Genomic DNA, 16,754 nt, shown 5'->3' with positions numbered 1-16,754 from the left:
GCCGAATTTGTAAACAGTACCTCATCCTTGCCACAGTTTCAAATAGTGCTTTGTGAACCAATATTAACTTAATGGCTGAGTATTACTTAATCTTTGGGTGCTAAAATCTAAGCAAGAAGATTAAGTTTGGAGGTATTATGTCAGGCACTGTATCTGCTGGTTTCCTTAATTCACAAAGATTTCAAATTTCAATGCATGAAACTGATCATTCAAAGGGTGTGTCTTTTGAAATGAAAGAGCTTGCCAGTGACGATAATGTTGTCGTCAAGGTTGTTAAAGCATTGATAAATCGTTTTTTTGGATTGAATCAGAGTCAAGTAGAAGATGGAGTTAAGACATTAGTTAATTCGAAGACTGATAAAGGTTGTTTTAGGGCGATGAGTAACTTAAATGAATCCCTGAAACCAGCTAAGGGTGTAAAGGTTACTTATACAATTGATTATGATGAAAATGGTCAAAACCCTGAAGCCACTTATATTTTAAATATTCCAGGTGCAGACCCTATCGAGTTAAACAGAGTACCGGCAGATTGCGATGCTCTTCGAAATCACATAGAGCATCTTAACGGTAATTTTCGTGAGTTAAAACGTCGCACAACACACCACCCAAGAGCTGAAGAAGTAAAAGCTCAACTTCGCTTCACTATGGGAAAACAGCACGAGACTATCCATGAATTAAAGGTGCAAGCCGAGACATTGTGTCGCATACTAAATACTGAGAAAAGCATCGGTAAATATCAAGTTTTTGATGAAACAGTAGGCGATACTTATAATCAATATCTACAATGTCCTGATAATAGTTATTACCTCTTGAAAAGTATGCCTAATTGGGGTGGTGATGAGTTACCTGTAAAGACGAGAGCTGAAAAAAGAGAAGCGAGAAGAAATAGGGTGCTAAGAGAACGTAATATTCCTGAACATTGTCGATTAGCTCGTAAAGTTGAAAAGTATAGCCCTAAAAGAATGCATACTCTTGCTTAGGGGCTGTTTATCTTTCAGGATTAAATTTTGTGCTATTTGAGCATTTACCTGTTCAAGGCGTGAGCAGTGGAGCTTAGCCATCTAAGTAAACTGATCACAACACAGAGCATTGAATGCTCAAAAGCACCGAAGACAGCGTAAATGGGTCACTTCTTCATCGTTATCGCTTGCTAATTTGGAGAAACCAAACCGCAAAAAATCTGCCTTGAATAAAACAACTAATTTATCAATGCAAAAACAATCACGAAAGATATGCAGCCCTAGTCACATAGTATTTTTATTTACCCAAATAATATGTCTTTTATGAAGTCATAAACTTTGTATTGATACATTGCTTATTAATCAATAGTAATTTATTTGCCTTTGAGGTATACTACGCCGCTTATCGGTGCGGGAAATCGACACGGGGTTGATTTTCTGTCTGTGAATTACTTTGCACTTTTCTGTGCATCCACAAGGCTACAACTCAATGTCATCCAGTGAAAAAACTTTCAGTGATCTCGGTTTATCTGAGTCATTATTGCGTTCTCTTGACGATTTAGGTTACGAGAAACCAACTCCAATCCAATCTGCCAGTATTGAGCCACTAATGGCTGGCAAGGATATTCTTGGTCAAGCGCAAACGGGGACCGGCAAAACCGGTGCTTTCGCACTCCCTCTTTTAAACAGCTGTAATCCAAAGCTGAATGCACCTCAAATTTTAGTTTTAGCGCCAACGCGCGAACTTGCTGTTCAGGTTGCAGAAGCTTTCAATAGCTATGCAAAACATATGAAAGGTTTCCATGTACTACCAATTTACGGTGGTCAAAGCATGGGGCAACAGCTGCAACATCTAAAGCGTGGACCACAAGTTATTGTTGGTACACCAGGTCGTGTGATGGATCACATGCGTCGTGGTACGCTTAAACTTGATAGCTTAAAAGCACTCGTATTAGATGAAGCTGATGAAATGCTAAAAATGGGCTTCATTGACGATATCGAATGGGTATTAGATCATAAGCCTGCTGGCAGTCAGCTTGCATTATTCTCGGCAACTATGCCTGAGCAAATCAAACGTGTTGCTAGCAAACATTTGAACGATCCAACTTATATCAGTATTGCAGCGAGCCATACGACGGTTGAATCTATCGAGCAATGCTTTGTTCAAGTTTCACAACATAACAAGCTAGAAGCTTTAGTACGTGTACTTGAAGTTGAGAATACCGAAGGGATCATCATCTTCGTTCGTACTCGTAATTCTTGTGTTGAACTTGCTGAAAAGCTAGAAGCTCGTGGCTATGCTTCTTCACCTTTACATGGCGATATGAATCAACAAGCGCGTGAACGTGCCGTTGATCAGCTTAAAAAAGGTAAGTTAGACATCATTATTGCGACTGACGTAGCAGCTCGTGGTCTTGATGTTGAGCGTATTGGTCATGTTATCAACTATGATATTCCTTACGATACAGAAGCGTATGTTCACCGTATTGGTCGTACAGGCCGTGCTGGACGTCAAGGTATGGCTATCTTATTCGTAACACATCGCGAGATGCGTATGTTACGCACCATTGAGCGTGCAACGAATAGCCGAATTGCACCAATGTCAGTGCCGAGCCCTGAAATTGTTGCTGAAAAACGTCTTTCTCGTTTAGGTGAGCAAGTAGCTAAAACGCTATCTGGCGACTTAGACTTCATGAAAGAAGCGGTTGCAGAGCTGTGCAACCAACTTGAAGTTGATACTGATTTATTGGCTGCAGCATTATTGCACAAAGTGCAAGAAGAGCGTCCTCTTCAATTACCGGCAATGCAAGAGCGTGTTCGTGATGGTCGTGACAAACGCCGTGATGGACGTGACGGTGGCCGCCGTATGCCACAAAATATGGGCACAGCGGAATCACTTAAAGATAACCCAGACGTTAAAATGTGTCGTTACTTGATTGAAGTCGGTCGTGATAACAAAGTGGGTGTTGGAAATATTGTTGGTGCGATTGCGAATGAAGCAAACATTGACAGTCGCTACATTGGTCAAATTCATTTATATGATGCCGTTACTACGGTTGACCTACCTGATAGCATGCCAAAAGAAGTGTTACAGCACCTGAAAAAAGTGCGTGTATGTGGACGTCAATTGAACATTCGCGAAGCGGGTGAGCAAGCGATTACTGATAACAACAGTCGTCCTCCACGTCGTCGTAGCGGTGGTGGTAATGATCGCCGTGGTAATGGTGGCGGTGAGCGTCGTGGTAATGACAGAAATCGTTCAAACCGTTCAGGCGGTGAGCAACGTCGACCACGTCGTCCAAAGCAAGAAAGTTAATTTTTGATGCTTTTTAGCATTCACTGTATTGCATAAAGGAGCTTCGGCTCCTTTTTGTTTGCTAATTGTTTGTCATATATTAAGATTGAATTATTCATGCTTAATCAGTTAACGATATGAAACCATCAACAAAAGCACTCTTATTTTCAGCCTTTGTATTTCCAGGTTCTGGGCACTTTATTTTAAAGCAGCGGCTTCGTGGTTGGGTTTATATCATTGTTACAGTTGGTGCTTTTGCTTTATTGATGCAAAAAATCATGGAAATCGCCAATAAAATAGCTAATGAAATCGTCGCTGGAAGCATCCCTCTCGATCCCGCTAAAATTATGCAGCTCATCCACCAAAGTGTTTATCAAGATATTTTACTGTCAGCATCAATGGGATTAAAAGTTTTGATTGCTTGTTGGTTAATGGCAATTTTTGACTGTATTTATATTAGTTGGCGGGATAAGTGTTAACTTCTCCCGTTTTATATTCTGCTATTGATTTGTAACCTTGTATGGGAGCTTTAGAGAAACCAGAAATGCAATTGCTAATAGTGCACTAGAAAACCACAAACAAGCCTCTAACCCATAAACTTGGTAAATCCACCCAGAGAGCACTGTGCCGATCAACCTTCCCATAGCATTAGCCATATAGTAAAAACCAACATCTAACGACACGCCATCGGCTTTGGCATAACTAACAATCAGATAACTGTGTAGTGATGAATTTACTGCGAACAAAGCACCGAAAATCAGTAATCCTGAGACAATAATCAAGGTAAGTTGAGTCGAGTTACCAATCCCTAATGCGATCAAAGCTGGGATAACGGATAGAGGTATTAACCAGAAAATAGCGGCTTTTGCTGTTGGTGCTTGACCTTGTTCTTTGCCGGTAACCTTAGGTGCTAATGCTTGTACAATACCGTAACCGATGACCCACAAAGCCATAAAAGAACCGACTTCCCAATCTGTCCAATTTAACGTTACTGCTAAATAAACCGGTAGAGCAACCACAAACCAAACATCCCGAGAGGCAAATAAGCATAGACGAGCAGCAGACAGTAAATTGATTTCACGGCTTTTAGAAAACAGATCCTTAAACTTAGGCTTTGCTTTAGATTTACCGAGCTCTTGCTTGAGCATTACAATACTGAATACCCACACGACGGCTAACGCTATGGCCATTGCAAACAAAGCATCTTGATAGCCAAGCACAGTCAGCAATAATCCACCTAAAAAGAAGCCTATGCCTTTGAGTGCATTTTTAGAGCCAGTTAACAGTGCCACCCATTGATAGAGCTTTCCTTGTGCATTGGCCGGAATCAAGGTTTTAATTGCACTTTTAGCACTCATTTTATTCAGATCTTTCGCAATACCCGAAAATGCTTGTGCGGCCATCACCCAAGGAATACCTGCGATAACACTTGGCAATAGTTCCGCTGGAAAAGTGAGCATGAGTAAAGCGAACACTTGTAGAGCCAAACCAATATTCATGGTGCGATTCAAACCAAGCTTTGCACCTAGATAGCCGCCAACTAAATTGGTAACGACACCAAAAAATTCGTAGAACAAAAACAACATGGCGATTTCGAGTGGTGAGTAACCCAGCTGGTGAAAATGCAGTACCACTAACATACGCAAAGCGCCGTCGGTTAGGGTAAAGCACCAATAATTTCCAGTGATAATCAGATATTGCTTTACTGATTCAGGTAAGGATTTAATTGCAGCCAGCATGGGGTATTTCCCTATTTATCCATTTCGCCAATCATGCGTGCTAACTCTGCCGTACGGTTAGCGTAGCCCCACTCGTTGTCATACCAAACATACAGTTTAGCTTGAGTGTCATTGATGATCATGGTCGACATAGCATCAACAATGGCTGAACGGGGATCCGTTTTATAATCGATAGAGACCAGTGGGCGAGTCTCAACCCCTAGCACGCCTGCAAGTTCGCCATCAGCGGCATCAGTAAGCAGTTGATTGATTTCTTCAGCTGTAACAGGGCGTTTCATCTCGAACACACAATCAGTAATCGACGCATTGGCTAAGGGTACACGAATAGCATGGCCATTTAGCTTGCCTTTCAACTCAGGGAAAATATGAGTAATGGCCGTTGCACTACCAGTAGTTGTGGGGATCAAACTCATTCCACAAGCGCGTGCACGACGAAGATCTTTATGTGGAGCGTCTAAGATAGTTTGCGTATTAGTAATGTCATGAATTGTAGTCATTGAGCCATGTTCAATTCCAATACTCTCATGCAGTACTTTGACTACTGGGGCTAAACAGTTTGTTGTACATGATGCTGCGGTGACGATTCTGTGTTCGTCAGGGTTGTAGAGGTGGTGGTTAACACCCATCACGACGTTGAGAACACCTTCTTGTTTTACTGGAGCTGTAACGAGGACACGTTTAACGCCTTGATCGAGGTAAGCTTGCAGTTTTTGCTTGTCTTTCATTACACCAGAGGCTTCAATAACGACATCACATTCAGACCAATCTGTTTCGGCAATCGCTGTGTTTTGTGTAAAACGCATAGACTTGTCGTTAACTAAGATACAGTTGTTTTCTGCTGTAACCGTTTCATTCCAGATACCGTGTACAGAATCAAACTGCATTAAATGTGCAAAGGTTTCAGCATTACCTTGTGGGTCATTGAGTTGCACAAACTCAATATTCTCCCACTGCCATGCTGAGCGTAAAACTAAGCGACCCATGCGGCCAAAGCCATTAATACCAACTCTAATTGTCATAACAATTTCCTAATAAAAAAATAAATTAACAACATTGGGTTTGACGTAGAGGTCGGTCACCCATTTTGTTTAATCTGTCTAATGCAGCTTGATAATTTTGTGGTTCTAAAACGAGTTGATCGAGCATTTGGATAAACCAGGCTGGCAATTCAGGGTTGAGGAAGTAAAAGACCCATTGCCCTTGTTTTCGACCACATAACACACCTTGTTTTTTTAATAGTGCAAGGTGACGTGAAACCTTAGGCTGGATTTCATCCAGTCCAACCATAAGTTCGCAAACGCACAGTTCTTGCTGAGAGTGGATGAGCACAACACTCGTTAAACGAGTTTGGTCAGAAAGTGCTTTAAATAAGCTTAATGAATCCATAAAAATGATCTCCCAGTAAATATCTCAAAAATAGTATATATTAAAAAGCATATATGTAAATCACTAGATTACTACTTCAATTAGACGTAAGATATTGGTCAATTTTTTAGGTTAGATATTTGACTAATAACGAAAATTTAAAGCATTTTTAAAGGAGTGTTTTAACAATAATTAAATATAACCTTATGAAAATAAATAAAAAATAAATTACCCTACCTGAAGGAAAACTCTGAGATGAGTCTTGCTGATTCTGTTCTTGCTGTAAATGATGATCTTCCTATTCGCACTGATAAACCAGTACATAGTGGTAAAGTGCGAAGCGTTTATTGGTTAACGGATACTGATAGCCGCCGTTTGATAAAAGAAAAAGGCTACCCGGTAGAGGATGATACCCCGCTTGCGGTAATGGTGATCAGCGACCGTATCTCAGCTTTCGATTGTATTTTTCATGGTGAGCAAGGGTTAAATGGTATTCCAGGAAAAGGTGCAGCGTTAAACACCATTTCAAATTACTGGTTTGATTGTTTTAAAGAGCAAGGACTTGCAGATAGCCATATTTTAGATGTACCACATCCACTGGTATGGATTGTACAAAAAGCCAGACCTGTAATGGTTGAAGCTATCTGTCGTCAATACATTACAGGCTCGATGTGGAGAGCTTATGAAAAAGGTGAACGAGAATTTTGTGGCATTCGTTTATCTGAAGGGCTGAAAAAGAATCAAAAATTACCTGAATTACTGATCACACCATCTACGAAAGGTATTCTAAATGGTATCCCAGGTGTGCCAGCACAAGATGATGTAAATGTTTCTCGAAAGAATATTGAAGACAACTTTGAAGCTTTTGGCTTTGAATCAAAAGCGGATATCGATCTTTATGAGACATTGCTGAAAGATGGTTTTAACCTGATTTCTGACAAATTAGCCACTCACGATCAAATCTTTGTCGATACAAAGTTTGAATTTGGTTACGTGACGGACAAGCAGGGCAATTCAAAATTAATCTATATGGATGAAGTAGGTACACCTGATTCGTCAAGAATTTGGGATGGTGCAGCTTATCGTGATGGTCGAGTCATTGAGAATTCGAAAGAAGGCTTCCGTCAGATGCTGCTTAATTACTTCCCTGATCCTGATGTTCTGCTTAATAAGAACCGTATGCCCGAACGAGAAGCGTTAGCTAGAGACAATGCTTTGCCATTAGAAGAAATGATGAATGTTTCTAAAACTTATATAGGAATTTCAGAAAAAGCGACAGGTAAAAAAATTGAGATTTCAGAAAATCCAAGGCTAGAGCTTATTTCAGTATTAAAAAATTATCATTTAGTTGATTAATCCTCTGAAAAGGTAATCTGCATTAAATTTAAAATGTGGATTACCTCTAAATTAAATAACGTTTATCTTTGTAACATCTTAATAATTCCATGTTTATAATGTTTTTATCGTTATTAACAGGTTAAAACTATGGCGTTACCTTATCAATTGTTGAATCCGCAGTTTCACTATGAGAAACAATCAGTTCCTGAAGGTACACAACTTGAAGACTTTGGGAGTCAAAAAGGGACTAGTATCACTGATGAAGGGGGCTCTGCATTCGCAGTAAGTGATGGGGCACCAAAGTGTCATCAAAGAGCTTCGAAGTTTCATCTGTTCGAAAATTTATCAAGCGTTGTTTTTTCAGCTGGCGGTAAAATGAAAAAATTTGCACTTTATACTTCCACAAGTGTTCGAGATACATCTGCAGCATTTGCTAAAGCTACAGTAGGGCTTGCCGAAGTTGATTCTGATGGCAAGGAAGGAAGTGCAGTATTTACAACGAATAATGAAGACGTGCAAACCCATCGCAGACCTAAACAAGGTAGTGAAAGTGAAGAGTTGAAAGAAAAAGAAGCTCAACGTTCAGAACAAGCTCAGCTTATAAGTAAAGAATATATAAATAATACACAAGGTAGTAAAGCTGACTTGAGAATTAGACAGCGTTATATCAGCAGACTTAATATTGATGCCCCTAACCCAGCTAGACCGGAGTGATTAGTCTAGCTGGATAATTGGTGTTTACTTCAGTAGCAAATCCAAGTGAGCGCCAAAATCTTTAGGCCCCATAAACCCGGTTATACGATATTGATCAGTAACCTTGCCTTGTTTATCGAAAAACATAATTGTTGGTAAACCGAGAACATCGAAATGTTCCAGCAACTCGATATCATCATCATCATTTTTAGTAACATCGGCTTGTAAAAGCACCATGTTGTTCATGCGAGCTGCGACGTCTTTATCTGCAAACGTGATGTGTTCGAACTCCTTACATGCGACACACCAGTCAGCGTATAAATCGAACATCACAACTTTACCTTGAGCACTTGCTTTAGCGACTTCAGTGTTCAGTTCAGCCAAGGTTTTAACACGTTTAAAACCTTGCTGCTGTTGAGGCTCACTACCATCAGCAACTTGTGCTCGTTCCGCTTTTGGAGCTTGAAAACCTAACGTTTCCATCATTGACATAAAGCCGTAAGAAAAACTACCAAGTAAAGCACCAGTGAGTAGAACTGAGCGAACGGTTTGTTTCCAGTTAAACTCAGTTTTCTTATTTTGATGTATTAGGTAACCAGTCAGTGCCACACCCCAAATAGCCCATAACACATCGGACACAACGCCTGTCCAAATACGGCCTATCATCATGATTGATACTGCGATGAGAAGGAAACCAAATACCGTCTTAACGATTTCCATCCAACCGCCTGCTCTTGGCAATAACTTACCACCAGAAGCGCCCATGATAAGCAATGGAACACCCATGCCCATACTTAGAATGTATAGTGCTAAGAAACCCAGTACTAAATCGCCAGACTGGGCAATGTAGATTAATACACCAGAAAGCGGCGCCGAGGTACAAGGAGAAGCCACTAAACCTGAAATGGCACCCATTACAAATACGCCAATGAAATTACCACCTTTTTGGGTATTGGACGCATTGTTCATTTTATCTTGCCATTTGGCCGGTAGCTTTAAATCATACAAGCCAAACATAGATAAGCTTAATACCACAAATAATGCGGCAAGAATCAGTAATATCACAGGGCTTTGCAGCGCAGCTTGATACTTTAAACCTGCAGAAGCAACAATTAACCCTAAAACAGAGTAGGTGATAGCCATACCTTGAACATAGGTCATCGCTAATGCAAAGCCTTTACCTACAGAAAGCTTTTCACCTTGTCCGACAATGATCCCGGACAAAATAGGGTACATAGGAAATACACATGGTGTGAGTGCGAGACCAATGCCTAAGCCGAAGAAGATTAATAACGTGATTAACAAGCTGTTGTTCGAAAGCATTTGCGACAGCTTATCTTGCTGTGTAATTGGTGCTTGTTTTTTCTCCGCAGTTGATGCTTTGTCACTAGTCGTTGAGTCATCAGCCGTTGCGGTACTAGCATCTACCTGAGTTAATTTAACGACTCGCTTGGTTGGAGGGTAACAAAGTTTGCCTTCTGCACAGCCCATAAAAGTAACTGTGAAAGTACTGCCTGCTTTCGCTTCTTTTAGACTTATCGGAAATTCGATAAAACTGGTATAAACTTCTTGCTCACCAAAATACTCATCATGATGAATTTTTCCTTTTGGTAAGGCTATTTCACCCAAAGTTGCGCCATCAGCCTTAAACTTGAGTTTGCCTTTATACATGTAGTATCCGTCGGCAATGACCCAACTTAATTTAAGCTTGTTTCCCTGTTGGTTCGCTTCGAAATCAAAGGCTTTTTCAACAGGTAGAATTTCAGGTTCAGAACTAAATAGTCCACCACTTGAATTGTTAAAGATGCCATTGCTATGAGCAAGCGGCGCTAGTAAAACTAAGCTGGTAAGCAATATACTTAATAATTTTTTCATAGCTGAGTCGTGGTTTAATCCAGTTTAAATAAGCTCCTGAACTTTGATGTATTGATAACACAATACGTTCAGGTACATCGTATGGATGGTGCAAATTGAGCAGTTTTAACATTGCTTCAATACTTGCATCTATATGCAATGCAGCCTCTTGATCTTCGCACATTTCATCTCGTTTCTAATAGTAAGATGTTACATGTTACATGTGGTATTACTTGTAGTATCGATAACACTTTATCTGCTCTAATAATTGTTAGGTTAAACCTTTAGTAGTAGCAATTTCATTAAAACTATAGCTGATAATCATTGGTGCATCGCAAGAAACAAGATGTTGCATTATTTACATTTATTCCTAAAAGTTACTACTTTAATGGTTATTATACTGAAATAACATTAATTGCAGATTAACTTTTGCTCATATTGTAATCAATTCGTAATTATCTCTATCTAAGACTTGAAAATAGACCGAATTACCCCCACTAATTATTCAACGGAATTAAATTTTTTTGGTGTATTCATGTTACTTGCTTTATTAATCATCTTTATTGCTTTGCCTGTTCTTGAGATCTCATTGATGATCCATGTAGGGCAAGTGCTAGGAACATGGAATACTGTTGCACTCATTATCTTATCCGCAGTTATTGGTGCGTCACTTGTCAGAAGTCAAGGTGTCGCTAAGTTGATCCTTGTACGTGAGAAAATGGCAAAAGGTGAATTACCCGGTATTGAAATCGTTGAAAGCATGATGCTTGCAATTGCGGGTGTATTTCTGGTGTTACCTGGATTTATCACTGATTTTATTGGCTTGTTGTTTATCACGCCGTTTACTCGTAAACCGATTGCTAAGTTTATTTTCTCTCGAATGAAAGTGAATGTTGTTTCTAATCAAAGCTTTGGTCAACCTAATAATCCATTTGGTTCTTCACCGTTTGATCGTGATTCAAATGATCAACACGGAAATACCTTTGAAGGTGACTTCAAAATAAAGCGAGAAGAAGTGAAGCCTGAAAATCGACTCAACGATGATGAGAAAAAATAACTTTCTAAACTTAAATTGAGTTTAAGCCAAGTTTTTCACCTAAGATACAAGCACTAACAGCTTGCATAAGGATGACATCTCTTTGAGTTGGGTTAATGTTGTCATCCGAGCTTTCAGCAAACTGAATTAATTTTTGCTGATCATAAAAAGGTAAATTTCTCATCGATTGACTATGGATTTTATCAAGTAAGAATTCATTGAGTAATTGACTCCGATTATTTTTAGACGGCGGGCTGAGAAAGGGGTGTTTCATCCTTTTATACATAGTGTCAGTTAACACTGGTTTTGCTGCTTCCCTGAGTAAGTATTTCTCTTTCATTCCTCTAATTTTAAAATGCTCAGGTAACCGAGCCACATACTCAGTGAGTTTATGATCTAAAAATGGTACTCGGCCTTCAATCGAGTGAGCCATCTCCATCCTGTCTCCTAATAATGTAAGTAAATAGTGAGGCAACATTGAGCGTGTCCAAAGGTATAGGCTTTGATGCAAAATCCCTCTACCAAGCAGTTTTTCTTTTACTGGCAATGAGTGTAATAAGTTTGCTATAGGATCAGAATCTTTTACGAAGTTCAAATAATCGTCATTAAATATCTGTTTGCTTGCTGCACTGATGTACGTGAATGCACTCATCCAGTTGGGCTGATATCCAAGAATACGTTGTGCAGTATTCATCGCAGGGTCATTTTGCTTTCCAATAAGGAGTCCTTGGCTGACTTTATTTGCGTTTTTAAATTCGACTTCAACTTCTTGTTTTTGAGCCGCAGACATTTCGTCCATGTAATGAGCGAGGTAATCTTGGCGAAAACTGGCATATCCAGCTAAAAATTCATCAGAGCCTTCACCCGTGAGTACAACTTTAAAACCATGTTGCTGAACATGTTTACTGAGTAAGTGTTTTGAAACGGCATTGCAATTGAAGATAAGCTTTTCACCTTTGTACACACTGTCTTCGAAGTTATCGACAATATCCATAGCGGTGACAGGTACCTCTACGTAGTGACTCCCAGTGAATTTTGCGGTTTCTTTTGCATAAACGGATTCGTCATAAGATTGATCATCGAAAGACAATGTAAAAGCCGTTATTGGTCGATGATAATGCTGTTGTGCAGCACCTAAAATAGCGCTTGAATCGATACCACCACTTAAATAACAACCAACTGGTACATCAGCATTTAGTCTAAACTTGACCGCTTCGTCAAATTTTTCTCTGAATCCTTGCACGGCTTCAGCTTCTGAAATGTCGTACTGCTTTTGGGCTTTTGTTGAAAGGTACTCAATATCCCAGTATTGCTTGATGGAGAGCTTGTCTGAATCGAAAGCTTTTGTGAGATAGTGTGAGGCGGGTAGTTCACGAATATTTTCAATGAGCGAGTGATCAGCAATATGAAACAATGATTTTTCTTGTAAAAAGTTAGCTTTGTTCCAACTCAATGGTAAACCTAAGGGCTTAAAAGCTTTCATTTCTGAAGCAAAGTAAATGTTCTTTTTATCTTGATAATAAAAAAGAGGTTTGATACCAAAACGATCTCGCCCCGCAAAGATTTGGTTATTGTTCTTATCCCATAATACGAAAGCAAACTCGCCCCGAAGGTGTTCAAAGCATCCTGAGCCATATTTTTGGTAAAGGTGTACTAGGATTTCGCTGTCGGAATGTGTTTTGAATTTGTAACCTTCAAGAATCAACTCTCGAGCAATGCGTTTATAGTCGTAAAACTCACCATTTACGACGGCGACAATACTTTGATCTTGATTTGTAAGAGGTTGATGCCCCTGATTGAGGTCAATAATTGAAAGGCGGGCGTGCCCTAAATGTATGCGGTTATCAAAGCTCCCCCAATGACCAACCTCATCAGGACCGCGATGCTGAATAGCGTTTATTCCATTTAAAATACTTTGCTTATCAATCGCATTAGTTGGAGCAAAAGCACATAAAAAACCGCACATATAAACCTTCACTTCTAGATCATGGTTTAGTCATTAAAGTGTGCGGTTGATGTTACGTCAATATATGACGGTATTTAGTCTTTAATTTGACAGCGTTAATTCATTATTTATCGGCTATCGACTTTTCTAATTCAGTGACTTGCTGTTGAAGTTGCTCTAGTTTTTCACGTGTTTTTAATAAAACATGTTGCTGTACTTCAAACTCCTCACGGCTTACAAAATCCAGCTTCATCAATTGGTTTTGTAAGACTTGCTTACTTTTACTTTCAAACTCGCCGGCAAACTGCTTTAAACTGTCAGGCATGTTGTCAGATAATTGCTTAGCAATCTCTTCAATTTTCTTTGGGTTCATCATTAATCTTACTTTTTAAGGCAATATGTTAATCATAACGAAAAGGGGATAACTTGTCGCTATCCCCTAATGAGTTAAGATTTATTTTCACTAAATTCTTTTAGTGGTTGGTGCTTTTCAGCGATGAAGGTATAGAACACGGGAAGTACGAATAAGGTGAAAATCGTACCGATGCCTAAACCAGCTAAAATAACTAATCCAATATTGAACCTTGCTACAGCGCCAGCGCCAGAAGCAAAGATGAGCGGAATTAAACCTGCAATCATTGATACTGTCGTCATCAAAATGGGTCTTAGACGTATAGATGCTGCATATTTTATGGCTTCAAGGCGATTTAACCCATTATGCAGTTGCTCCTCTTTTGCAACTTCACACATCAAGATTCCGTGTTTCGTGATTAAGCCGATCAGCGTAATCATCCCTACTTGACTGTAGATATTCATCGACGACATGCCAAAGATATGGGTCCAGTCTAACGCAATTAATGCTCCACTGATGGCGAGTGGCACGGTGATCAAAATGACTAAGGGATCTCTCACGCTTTCAAATTGGCTTGCAAGCACTAAGAAAATAATGGCAATCGCTAAAATGAAGGTTGTATACAGTGAGCTGCCTTCCGTTACGTACTGACGAGCCTCACCCAAAAAATTATAGCTATAACCTTTAGGTAAATCATTGTTGCCAATGTTTTGCATAAACTTAATAGCGTCACCTAATGCAACGCCTGGAGAGTTTACGGCACTGATTGAAACAGAGTTCATTTGGTTAAAATGTGGTAATGAACGAGGTTGAGTCGTCATTTCTACATCTACCAAACTCGACAGCGGGATTTCTCGTCCATCGGCTGCTTTCACATAGTAGTGTGATAGCGATTCCGGCCCTGTTCGAAGGTTACGAGTCACTTGTGGGATCACTTCATATGAGCGTCCGTCAAGGTTGACTCTGTTAGCATATCCATCACTGATCAGAGTTGACAATGTTGTACCAATATCTTGCATTGTGATGCCGTAGGCACCCGCTAAATCTCGCTTGATATGGATTTTCATTGTTGCTGAGTCGTATTTTAAGTTGATGTCGCTATACACAAAAAGCGGGCTGGCTTGAACTTTGGCAAGCACCTCAGAACCTAACTGGAATAAGTTGACGAAGGGCTCAGAAGAGGTGATGACAAATTGGATGGGTAAACCACTTGAAGCCCCCGGAAGTTCTGGCATTTGGAATGTGGTCAACGCTATTCCCGGAATATCTTTAAGTTCAGCAGAAAATTCTTTCTGCATTTCTTTTTGACTCTTCGTACGTTCACTCCATGGTACTAAAGGCGCAATACCGAACGCTTGGTTAGAGCTTGGAATACCTACAAACGCTAACGTTGCTGCAGTCTCAGGTGCTTTCTTAAGGATATTTGTAACTTGCTCCATGTTTGCTTCAATAAAGTCTAAGTTAGCCGAAGATGGTGCAGTACCTGACATCATTACCACACCGTTATCTTCATTAGGAGCAAGTTCCGTCGGGATTTGCTTGAACATAATGGGTATTGAAATCAATACAATGGCAGAGAAAATAAGAATGACAGAGCGTTTGTTCAAGGTTGCACTTAGCATTCGATCGTAGCGTGATGTTAAACCTGAAAGAAAACGTTCTACTCCTTTTTCAAACGCATTAGGCTCTACGTGTGCTTTCAGAATTTTACCGCACATCATTGGCGACAGTGTTAATGCAATGATACCTGAAATAAAAACACTACCAGCAAGGGTTAAGGCAAATTCTTTAAATAGTGAGCCTGTTACGCCACCCATCAAAGCAATTGGAGCGTAAACGGCAGCTAGCGTAATGGTCATTGAGATCACTGGTACCGTGATCTCTCTAGTACCAATAATCGCTGCTCTAAAGGGAGGCTCTCCCTGTTTAATATGCCGGTCAACATTTTCAACGACCACAATGGCATCATCTACGACAAGGCCGATAGCCAGTACCATTGCCAGTAAAGTCATTAAATTAATGGTGAAGCCGAACATCTGCATGACGAGTGCTACACCAATCAGAGATAGAGGTATGGTGACAATTGGGATCAGTACGGCTCTTAACGATCCCATAAACAAAGTGATTACGACGACGACAATTAATGCCGCTTCTGTGATCGTCTTTATGACTTCATTGATTGACTCATTAATTGCTTGAGATGAATCATATAGCACTCTTGCATTCATTGAAGGAGGCAAGTTTCGCTCTATTTGAGGCAATAGATCTCTTACTCCTGCAGCCACAGTCAATGGGTTAGCGGTTGGTGTTACATCAACGCCAATAACGACGGCTTCTTTTCCATCTGCAAGAGCACGATAGACGTCGCGACTTTTTTCTAGGCTGACATTTGCAATATCCCCTAATCGAACCACACCGCCTTTTTTACTGCGAATGACCAGTTTTTTAAGTTCATCAACCGTTGATACTTGTGTATCTGCCGTGCCATTCATTAGAGTGAAATAGCTATTGAGTTGTCCGACGGCGGATTGAAAGTTATTAGCTTGTAATACTTGGTTGACTTCTGATGCCGTAAGGTTGAAAGCCCCCATACGTGCAGGGTCAAGCCATATTCGCAAGGCGTATTGAATCCCGCCGTACAAGTCAGCTTTTGCTACGCCATTTACGGTAAACATTTGCGGCTTAACAACACGCTCTAAATAGTCAGTGATTTGACTGGAGTTTAACTTGTCACTTGAAAAGGCAATATACAATACAGCAGTTTGCGAGCCTGTCGATGAGGTCACAGTTGGATCTTGTGCTTCTTTAGGGAGTTGAGAACGAACTGAATTAACTTTCGCTAACACATCAGCCAGTGCACCATTAGAGTCAGTATTCAACTTCATATTAACCGTAACTTTCGAGGTACCTAAGGTACTTTCAGATGTCATGAAGTCGATGTTGTCAGCCTGAGCAATGGCTTGTTCGATGGGCTGAGTAATAAACCCTTGAACCAGATTCGCATCCGCACCGTAATAACTGGTGGAAACAGTAATAACAGTATTTGTGATTTTAGGGTACTGCCTAACTTGCATACCACTCAATGCATTTAAGCCCAACATTAAGATGAGTAAGCTTATTGAGACAGCAAGAACAGGTCGTTTAATAAATATATCAGTAAACTTCATCACTGCCTCC

14 protein-coding genes are annotated in these 16,754 nt (G+C 40.1%); 6 read left to right on the top strand and 8 right to left on the bottom strand.

Going from position 1 to position 16,754, the window contains the following annotated elements:
• The first annotated feature begins 137 nt into the window (after positions 1-137).
• The 3 genes from JQC92_RS05355 (at position 138) to JQC92_RS05345 (ending at position 3,734) form a co-directional block, all read left to right on the top strand.
• Positions 138-980 carry a hypothetical protein gene (locus JQC92_RS05355; RefSeq protein WP_204998678.1) on the top strand — a complete coding sequence of 281 codons (843 nt, stop codon included), beginning with the start codon at positions 138-140 and terminating at the stop codon, positions 978-980.
• 469 nt (positions 981-1,449) lie between these two features.
• Entirely contained in the window at positions 1,450-3,276 is a 1,827-nt protein-coding gene (locus tag JQC92_RS05350; RefSeq protein WP_204998677.1) for a DEAD/DEAH box helicase, read from the top strand.
• 116 nt (positions 3,277-3,392) lie between these two features.
• A complete protein-coding gene (locus JQC92_RS05345) occupies positions 3,393-3,734 on the top strand; it encodes a hypothetical protein (protein WP_204998676.1) in 342 nt (113 codons plus the stop codon).
• A gap of 21 nt (positions 3,735-3,755) precedes the next feature.
• On the opposite strand, the gene arsJ is transcribed toward JQC92_RS05345, so the two are convergent.
• The 3 genes from arsJ to JQC92_RS05330 are packed head-to-tail and all read right to left on the bottom strand — an operon-like array spanning position 3,756 to position 6,380.
• A complete protein-coding gene (gene arsJ / locus JQC92_RS05340; protein WP_204998675.1) occupies positions 3,756-4,994 on the bottom strand; it encodes an organoarsenical effux MFS transporter ArsJ in 1,239 nt (412 codons plus the stop codon).
• Between the two features lie 11 nt (positions 4,995-5,005).
• On the bottom strand, positions 5,006-6,013 hold the full coding sequence (locus JQC92_RS05335) for an ArsJ-associated glyceraldehyde-3-phosphate dehydrogenase (RefSeq protein WP_204998674.1): 1,008 nt from the start codon (positions 6,011-6,013) through the stop codon (positions 5,006-5,008).
• A 25-nt stretch (positions 6,014-6,038) separates the two neighbouring features.
• On the bottom strand, positions 6,039-6,380 hold the full coding sequence (locus JQC92_RS05330) for a metalloregulator ArsR/SmtB family transcription factor (RefSeq protein ID WP_129945578.1): 342 nt from the start codon (positions 6,378-6,380) through the stop codon (positions 6,039-6,041).
• A gap of 234 nt (positions 6,381-6,614) precedes the next feature.
• On the opposite strand from JQC92_RS05330, the gene JQC92_RS05325 reads away from it, so the two are divergent.
• Positions 6,615-7,715, top strand: a complete 1,101-nt coding sequence (locus tag JQC92_RS05325; RefSeq protein WP_204998673.1) for a phosphoribosylaminoimidazolesuccinocarboxamide synthase — start codon at positions 6,615-6,617, stop codon at positions 7,713-7,715.
• A gap of 129 nt (positions 7,716-7,844) precedes the next feature.
• Entirely contained in the window at positions 7,845-8,411 is a 567-nt protein-coding gene (locus tag JQC92_RS05320; RefSeq protein ID WP_204998672.1) for a hypothetical protein, read from the top strand.
• A 24-nt stretch (positions 8,412-8,435) separates the two neighbouring features.
• Here the strand turns inward: JQC92_RS05320 and JQC92_RS05315 are convergent, their stop codons facing one another.
• Positions 8,436-10,265, bottom strand: coding sequence for a protein-disulfide reductase DsbD (locus JQC92_RS05315; RefSeq protein ID WP_204998671.1), 1,830 nt, complete (start codon positions 10,263-10,265; stop codon positions 8,436-8,438).
• Positions 10,204-10,428, bottom strand: coding sequence for a divalent cation tolerance protein CutA (gene cutA, locus JQC92_RS23140; RefSeq protein ID WP_204998670.1), 225 nt, complete (start codon positions 10,426-10,428; stop codon positions 10,204-10,206). Before cutA ends, JQC92_RS05315 begins: the two co-directional genes overlap by 62 nt.
• A 351-nt stretch (positions 10,429-10,779) precedes the next feature.
• Between cutA and JQC92_RS05305 the strand changes: the two genes are divergently transcribed.
• Entirely contained in the window at positions 10,780-11,301 is a 522-nt protein-coding gene (locus tag JQC92_RS05305) for an FxsA family protein (protein WP_204998669.1), read from the top strand.
• 10 nt (positions 11,302-11,311) lie between these two features.
• Here JQC92_RS05305 and asnB read toward each other — a convergent pair whose 3' ends face one another.
• The 3 genes from asnB to JQC92_RS05290 form a co-directional block, all read right to left on the bottom strand.
• A complete protein-coding gene (gene asnB / locus JQC92_RS05300; RefSeq protein ID WP_204998668.1) occupies positions 11,312-13,246 on the bottom strand; it encodes an asparagine synthase (glutamine-hydrolyzing) in 1,935 nt (644 codons plus the stop codon).
• 103 nt (positions 13,247-13,349) lie between these two features.
• Positions 13,350-13,601: a ubiquinone biosynthesis accessory factor UbiK gene (gene ubiK / locus JQC92_RS05295; protein ID WP_204998667.1), complete on the bottom strand. Its 252-nt coding sequence runs from the start codon at positions 13,599-13,601 to the stop codon at positions 13,350-13,352.
• Between the two features lie 71 nt (positions 13,602-13,672).
• Entirely contained in the window at positions 13,673-16,744 is a 3,072-nt protein-coding gene (locus tag JQC92_RS05290) for a multidrug efflux RND transporter permease subunit (protein ID WP_204998666.1), read from the bottom strand.
• Positions 16,745-16,754 lie beyond the last annotated feature (10 nt).

The sequence above is a fragment of the Parashewanella hymeniacidonis genome (assembly GCF_016900895.1).
Taxonomy (GTDB): Bacteria; Pseudomonadota; Gammaproteobacteria; order Enterobacterales; family Shewanellaceae; genus Parashewanella; species Parashewanella hymeniacidonis.
This window is presented reverse-complemented; position numbering and strand designations above follow the sequence as displayed.

Excerpts from the sequence above, each read along its gene's own strand:
- JQC92_RS05325 (WP_204998673.1), top strand. The coding sequence starts at position 6,615 with ATGAGTCTTGCTGATTCTGTTCTTGCTGTAAATGATGATCTTCCTATT.
- JQC92_RS05320 (WP_204998672.1), top strand. The coding sequence starts at position 7,845 with ATGGCGTTACCTTATCAATTGTTGAATCCGCAGTTTCACTATGAGAAA.
- cutA (WP_204998670.1), bottom strand. The coding sequence starts at position 10,428 with ATGTGCGAAGATCAAGAGGCTGCATTGCATATAGATGCAAGTATTGAA.
- JQC92_RS05355 (WP_204998678.1), top strand. The coding sequence starts at position 138 with ATGTCAGGCACTGTATCTGCTGGTTTCCTTAATTCACAAAGATTTCAA.
- JQC92_RS05350 (WP_204998677.1), top strand. The coding sequence starts at position 1,450 with ATGTCATCCAGTGAAAAAACTTTCAGTGATCTCGGTTTATCTGAGTCA.
- JQC92_RS05345 (WP_204998676.1), top strand. The coding sequence starts at position 3,393 with ATGAAACCATCAACAAAAGCACTCTTATTTTCAGCCTTTGTATTTCCA.
- JQC92_RS05305 (WP_204998669.1), top strand. The coding sequence starts at position 10,780 with ATGTTACTTGCTTTATTAATCATCTTTATTGCTTTGCCTGTTCTTGAG.
- JQC92_RS05335 (WP_204998674.1), bottom strand. The coding sequence starts at position 6,013 with ATGACAATTAGAGTTGGTATTAATGGCTTTGGCCGCATGGGTCGCTTA.
- JQC92_RS05290 (WP_204998666.1), bottom strand. The coding sequence starts at position 16,744 with ATGAAGTTTACTGATATATTTATTAAACGACCTGTTCTTGCTGTCTCA.
- JQC92_RS05330 (WP_129945578.1), bottom strand. The coding sequence starts at position 6,380 with ATGGATTCATTAAGCTTATTTAAAGCACTTTCTGACCAAACTCGTTTA.
- arsJ (WP_204998675.1), bottom strand. The coding sequence starts at position 4,994 with ATGCTGGCTGCAATTAAATCCTTACCTGAATCAGTAAAGCAATATCTG.
- asnB (WP_204998668.1), bottom strand. The coding sequence starts at position 13,246 with ATGTGCGGTTTTTTATGTGCTTTTGCTCCAACTAATGCGATTGATAAG.
- JQC92_RS05315 (WP_204998671.1), bottom strand. The coding sequence starts at position 10,265 with ATGAAAAAATTATTAAGTATATTGCTTACCAGCTTAGTTTTACTAGCG.
- ubiK (WP_204998667.1), bottom strand. The coding sequence starts at position 13,601 with ATGATGAACCCAAAGAAAATTGAAGAGATTGCTAAGCAATTATCTGAC.